General features: G+C 69.7%; 6 protein-coding genes. 1 reads left to right on the forward strand and 5 read right to left on the reverse strand.

Annotated features, from left to right (window positions below; translation table 11 throughout):
• Positions 1–58: 58 nt before the first annotated feature.
• From G6048_RS46095 to G6048_RS46115, 5 genes are all read right to left on the reverse strand, one after another.
• Positions 59–1,081, reverse strand: a complete 1,023-nt coding sequence (locus G6048_RS46095; protein ID WP_165345587.1) for a TIGR03842 family LLM class F420-dependent oxidoreductase — start codon at positions 1,079–1,081, stop codon at positions 59–61.
• A gap of 11 nt (positions 1,082–1,092) precedes the next feature.
• Complete coding sequence (hydA, locus tag G6048_RS46100) at positions 1,093–2,496, reverse strand: dihydropyrimidinase (protein ID WP_165345588.1); 1,404 nt, start codon at positions 2,494–2,496, stop codon at positions 1,093–1,095.
• Between the two features lie 99 nt (positions 2,497–2,595).
• Complete coding sequence (locus G6048_RS46105; RefSeq protein WP_165345589.1) at positions 2,596–3,885, reverse strand: aspartate aminotransferase family protein; 1,290 nt, start codon at positions 3,883–3,885, stop codon at positions 2,596–2,598.
• Positions 3,882–4,724 carry a nitrilase-related carbon-nitrogen hydrolase gene (locus tag G6048_RS46110; protein WP_165345590.1) on the reverse strand — a complete coding sequence of 281 codons (843 nt, stop codon included), beginning with the start codon at positions 4,722–4,724 and terminating at the stop codon, positions 3,882–3,884. Before G6048_RS46110 ends, G6048_RS46105 begins: the two co-directional genes overlap by 4 nt.
• A gap of 232 nt (positions 4,725–4,956) precedes the next feature.
• Positions 4,957–5,910, reverse strand: a complete 954-nt coding sequence (locus G6048_RS46115; RefSeq protein ID WP_408056242.1) for a hypothetical protein — start codon at positions 5,908–5,910, stop codon at positions 4,957–4,959.
• Positions 5,911–6,050: 140 nt separating this feature from the next.
• Between G6048_RS46115 and G6048_RS46120 the strand changes: the two genes are divergently transcribed.
• On the forward strand, positions 6,051–6,143 hold a 93-nt coding region (locus tag G6048_RS46120), incomplete at its 3' end, for an ABC transporter permease subunit (RefSeq protein WP_408056243.1).

A 6,143-nucleotide genomic window follows, 5' to 3' on the forward strand; every position in this document is an offset into this window, starting at 1 on the left:
GTGGGGGGTCGTGGGGAGGAGGGGTGGTGGTACCGCGCGTCAGAAGTCGGCGGTCCGGTCAGGAGTTCAGCGCGGGGATGACCTGCTGGCCGTACGCGTCGATCACGGCCTCCTGCGCGTCGTGCATGTCGTACACGGCGAACTGGTCGACGCCCAGCTCACACAGCGCGTTCAGCTTCTCGATGTGCTTCTCGACCGGGCCGATCAGACAGAACCGGTCGACGATCTCGTCCGGCACGAACTGGGTGTCCGGGTTGCCGCTGCGCCCGTGGTGCGAGTAGTCGTACCCCTCGCGTGCCTTGATGTAGTCGGTGAGCGTCTCCGGAACCACGGCGCCGTCGGATCCGTACTTGGACACCAGGTCCGCGACATGGTTGCCGACCATCCCGCCGAACCAGCGGCACTGCTCACGCGCGTGCGCGAGCGCCTCCGGCGAGTCGTCCTCGGTGACGTACGCCGGGGCGGCCACGCAGATCTTGACGTCGGACGGGTCACGACCGGCCGCGACGGCCGCGTCCTTGACCGCCTTCACCATGTACTCGGTCAGATACAGATCAGCCAGCTGGAGGATGAAGCCGTCGGCCTCCTCTCCGGTCATCTTCAGGGCCTTCGGACCGTACGCGGCCATCCAGACCGGGAGTTCGGCTCCGGGCTTGATCCACGGGAACCTGATGACGGTGCCGCCGCCGAGGTCGGCCTCCTCACCGCTGCCCAGCGCCCGGATCACCTTCATGGCCTCGCTGATACGGGCCAGGGTGTTGGGCTTGCGGCCCGCGACCCGCATCGCGGAGTCACCGCGGCCGATACCGCAGATCGTGCGGTTGCCGAACATGTCGTTGAGCGTGGCGAAGGTCGAGGCGGTGACCTCCCAGGTGCGGGTGCCCGGGTTGGTGACCATCGGGCCGACCTTCAGCTTCGACGTGTTCGACAGGATCTGGCTGTAGATCACGAACGGCTCCTGCCACAGCACGGCGGAGTCGAAGGTCCAGCCGTACGTGAAGCCGTTGCGCTCGGCCCGCTTCATCAGGCTGATGACGCGGGAGGCAGGGGGGTCGGTCTGCAGGACCAGTCCGAAGTCCATGGGCGCCGCTCCTAGTTGAGGTACTGACAGGTGGAGCGGGGGGTGTAGACGCCGTGACCGGCACGTCCGGTGAACTCCCGCTCGGTGATGACGAGTTCGCCCCGCGAGAGGACCGTCTCGACGCGGCCGGTGACGCTCTTGCCCTCGTACGCCGAGTAGTCGACGTTCATGTGATGCGTCTCGGCGGACATGACCTGCTCGGCCCCCGGGTCGTAGATGACGACGTCCGCGTCGGCGCCCGGCGCGATCGTCCCCTTCTTCGGGTACAGGCCGAACATCCGGGCCGGAGTGGCGCAGGCGATCTCGATCCAGCGGCGTCGGGTGATGTGCCCGTCGACGACGGCCTGGTGGAGCAGGTCCATACGGTTCTCGACGCCCGGCAGACCGTTGGGGATCTTGGAGAAGTCACCGCGGCCGAGCTCCTTCTGGCCGACGAAACAGAAGGGGCAGTGGTCGGTGGAGACGACCTGCAGATCGTTCGTCCTGAGGCCCCGCCACAGGTACTTCTGATGCTCCTTGGGGCGCAGCGGGGTGGAGCACACGTACTTGGAGCCCTCGAAGTCCGGCTCCGCGAGGTTGTCCGTGGACAGGAACAGATACTGCGGGCAGGTCTCGCCGAAGACGTTCAGGCCCTCGTCGCGCGCCCGTGCCAGCTCGGCGACTGCCTCCATCGCCGAGACATGCACGACGTACAACGGGGCGCCCGCGACCTGCGCGAGCTTGATGGCGCGGTGGGTGGCCTCGGCTTCGAGGAGCGCCTTCCGGACCTCGCCGTGGTACCTGGGATCGGTCTCTCCTCGCGCCAGCGCCTGCTCGACGAGGACGTCGATCGCGATGCCGTTCTCGGCGTGCATCATGATCAGCCCGCCGTTCTCGGCGGAGCGCTGCATGGCGCGCAGGATCTGGCCGTCGTCGCTGTAGAAGACGCCGGGGTAGGCCATGAACTGCTTGAAGGAGGTGACGCCCTCCTCCACCAGCAGGTCCATCTCCTTGAGGGTCTCCGGATTGACGTCGGAGACGATCATGTGGAAGCCGTAGTCGATGGCGCAGTTGCCGTCGGCCTTGGCGTTCCAGGCGTCCAGGCCCTCGCGCAGCGAGCGGCCCACGGTCTGCACGGCGAAGTCGACGATCGTCGTGGTGCCGCCCCAGGCCGCGGCCCGGGTACCGGTCTCGAAGGTGTCGGCGGCGAAGGTGCCGCCGAACGGCAGCTCCATGTGCGTATGGGCGTCGACGCCGCCCGGGATCACGTACTTCCCGGTGGCGTCGATGGTGCGCTCGGCGGTCCAGGCCTCGGCGGCCGTGGTGCCGGAGGCGGCGAGGGCGGCGATACGGCCGTCCTCGATCAGGACGTCGGCGTGGATCTCGTCGGACGCGGTGATGACGAGGCCACCGCGGATGACGGTACGACTGCTCATGGTCCCTCTCCTGCTACCTGCGGTGGTGGGTGCTGATGACGTACGGCTGCGCCCGGCGCCGTCCGGATCGACGGCGCCGGGACGACCGTCACCGATGCCCTACGCGGCGCTCCGCAGCGCCCGCTCGAGGATCGCGGCGCCCTCTTCGGCCTCCGCGACGGTGAGCGAGAGCGGTGGGGCGACGCGCAGGACGCTGGTGTTGTGGCCGCCGCCCTTGCCGATCAGCAGGCCTTCCTCGCGGGCCGCTTCGAGTACGGCGGCGGCCGCGTCCGGGTCGGCCTCGTCGGTGCCGGGCTTCACCAGCTCGACGCCGATCATCAGCCCGCGGCCACGGATCTCACGTACGCCCGGATGCTGCGCGGCGACGGCCCGCAGCCGCTCGATGAGCATGCCGCCGACGCGGCGGGCGTTGCCCTGGAGGTCGTGTTCGAGGAGGTACGTGAGGTTGGCGTTCCCGGCGGCCATCGTGACCGGAGAGCCGCCGAAGGTCGAAATGGAGTTGGAGTCGAGGCAGTTCATGACGTCGGCCCGGGCGACGACACCGCCGATCGACATACCGTTGCCGATGCCCTTGGCGAAGGTCAGCATGTCCGGCGGTCCCGAGGCGCCGTGGGCCTGCCAGCCCCAGAAGTGGTCGCCGGTCCGGCCCCAGCCGGTCTGCACCTCGTCGGCGATCCACAGGATGCCGCGCTCCTGGAGCACCTCACGGAAGGCCGCGTACAGTCCGTCCGGCGGTGCGGTGAAGCCGCCGACGCCCTGAATGGGCTCGGCGATCAGGGCCGCGGGCGCGCGGACATGGCCGAGCAGGTCCTCCAGGTCGGCGACGCAGGCCGCGATGAACTCGGCGTCGTCCAAATGCGCGTACGGGCCGCGGGTGCGGACGCCGCCGTGGACGTACAGCGTCTGGAGGGGCGAGAGGCTGGTCGGTGACCAGCCCTTGTTGCCGGTGATGCCGACCGCGCTGAACGAACGGCCGTGGTAGCTGTTGCGCATCGCCAGGATCTGGTTGCTCTGCCGATACGTGGTCGCGAGCAGCAGCGCGGTGTCGTTGGCCTCCGTGCCGGACGTCGTGAAGAAGACGCGGGCGTCCGGAATGCCGGACAACTGGGCGACGCGCTCGGCGAGTTCGACCATCGGCCGGTCGAGGTAGAGGGTCGAGGTGTGGACGATCCGCCCGGCCTGCTCGCTGACGGCCTTCGTCACCTCGGGGAGCGCGTGCGCGGTCATGGTGGTCAGAATCCCGCCGAAGAAGTCGAGGTACTTCTTCCCGGCGGCGTCCCAGACGTGGCGGCCCTCGCCATGGGTGATCTCGAGGGGATCGGCGTAGTAGAGGGCGAGCCAGTCAGGGAGGACTGCCTTGTGGCGGGCGAACAGGTCCAGGTCACTCATGGCTGCACCAGTCCCTCGTAGGCGTCGGGGCGGCGGTCCCGGTAGAAGGCCCATTGCTGCCGCACCTCTTCGATCAGGTCGAAGTCGAGGTCGCGTACGACAAGCTCCTCCGTCTTGTCGCTAGCGGTCTCGCCGACGAACTGCCCGCGGGGGTCGACGAAGTAACTCGTCCCGTAGAAGTCGTTTTCCCCGTACTCCTCCTGGCCGACGCGGTTGATCGCGGCGATGAAGTACTCGTTGGCGACGGCGGCGGCGGGCTGCTCCAGCTGCCAGAGGTAGGCGGACAGGCCACGGGAGGTGGCGGAGGGGTTGTAGACCAACTGGGCGCCATTGAGACCGAGTTGCCGCCAGCCCTCCGGGAAGTGGCGGTCGTAGCAGATGTAGACGCCGACCTTGCCGACGGCCGTGTCGAAGACGGGCCAGCCCATGTTGCCCGGTTTGAAGTAGTACTTCTCCCAGAAGCCCTTGACCTGCGGGATGTGGTGCTTGCGGTACTTGCCGAGGAAGGTGCCGTCGGCGTCGATCACGGCGGCGGTGTTGAAGTAGAAGCCGGACTGTTCGACCTCGAAGACCGGGACGACGATGACCATGCCGGTTTCGCGCGCGAGCTCTTGCATACGAGTCACGGTCGGGCCGTCCGGTACCGGCTCGGCCCACTTGTAGTGTTCCGGGTCCTGCACCTGGCAGAAGTACGGCGCGTTGAAGACTTCCTGGAATCCGATGACCTTCGCGCCCTGGCGGGCCGCTTCGCGGGCGTGTTCCTCGTGCTTGGCGACCATGGATGCGGTGTCGCCGGTCCAGGTGGCCTGGACCAGGGCGGCACGTACGACGTTGGCCATGAGCTTGCTCCTTCGACCGGTCGACCGGGCGTCAGCGGCTGCGCCCTGCGTCTCTACGCCCGTAGACGCTGGAGCCCCGAAAGTAAGCGGAGGCGCTGCGCTGGGCAAGACCATCGGCGTTAACCGGTGGAGTCGATCATGTTTCCCACTCCGGTGGGGGTTGCCTCCGGCGGTTGGGCGGGGCGGGTTCGGACCGAGCCCGCCACCCCCGGAGGCGCCGGACCGCCAGGGGTCAACCCGTGTAGCCGGCTACGCGCAGCGCGTGGACCAAGTCCCAGTGGCGCTCCTCCGAGACGGCCCTGGCCGCCGACAGCAGGAGCGGCGCGAGGCGCGCCGGGTCGGGGGCCGCGCTGCGGGCCGCTTCCTCGGGCGTACGGACGCGCACGTATGCGTCGAGGAGCGCGCGGACCTCACGATCGCGCCCCTCCGCGACAAGCGCCAGCACCGCGTCACCGACCTCCGACGCGGGCCGCGCAACCCCCTGCCGCAGCATCTGCCGACCGTCCGCCATACGCCCGGCCGCCGCCAACGCATCGGCCGCGGCGACCAGCCGGTCGGCCGGCAACGACACCGCCTCCCACAGCAGCGTGGCCCAGTCCGCCCCCAGGCCCGCGCGGTGCAGCTCGGCGGCGAGGAGGGGAAGCCGGGCCGCGGGCCAGTACGCGGCTTCGGCCAGCAGGGCGTGTGCCTCTCCGCTGTGGCCTTCACGCCGCAACCGGACGAGCCGCTCGACGGTCTCGACCGTGGCCCGCCGCGCCTCGTCGTCCAACGCCTCGCGCCGCCCGGCCGGCTGGCTTTGCGCCGACGGCCGAGGTTCCGCTTCCTCGGCGACCCCCGCGTAACGGACCCCGCGCGGGCTGCGGTCCGTGGCGGCGGGCGCGGCCATGTCCGGTACGGCGCTGGCACCGGGGTCCGCTTCCAGCCCGGCGAAGCGGGCGCTGCCTCGGGGCCGCCGTTTGGAGCGTTGCTTGGCCGCCTTGGGGGTGGGTTCGGAGGGCGCGGGGCGGACGTCCGCTGCGGAGGGCCGGTCGTCCGACGGCGTGGCGTGCTCGGGTGAAGGTGTGGATGAGGCGGATGTCGGGGTGTCCACGCCGACGTCGGGCTGCCAGGCGGCTCGCCGGGTGGTCGAGTCCCGCCAGATGTCGGGCCAGTCGTCCTCGATCGGCTCCCTGCGCTGTGCGCCCACGCGTGCCGTGGCCGCACGGTCCGAGCCGTACGTACCACCGCGCCTAGCGCAGGACTGCGAAGCCCTTGTCGGTCAGCAGCGCCGTGCACTGTTCCTCCAGCAGCGCGTTGGCGAAGACGCCGCCACTGCTGGCCGAGTTCATGCGGGAGATACCGACGGAGATCGAGGAGGCCGCGCGGATCGACGGCGTCGGCGAGTTCCGGATGCTGTGGCAGATCGTGCTGCCGCTGTGC

The organism is Streptomyces ureilyticus, from assembly GCF_011045025.1.
Classification (GTDB): domain Bacteria; phylum Actinomycetota; class Actinomycetes; order Streptomycetales; family Streptomycetaceae; genus Streptomyces; species Streptomyces ureilyticus.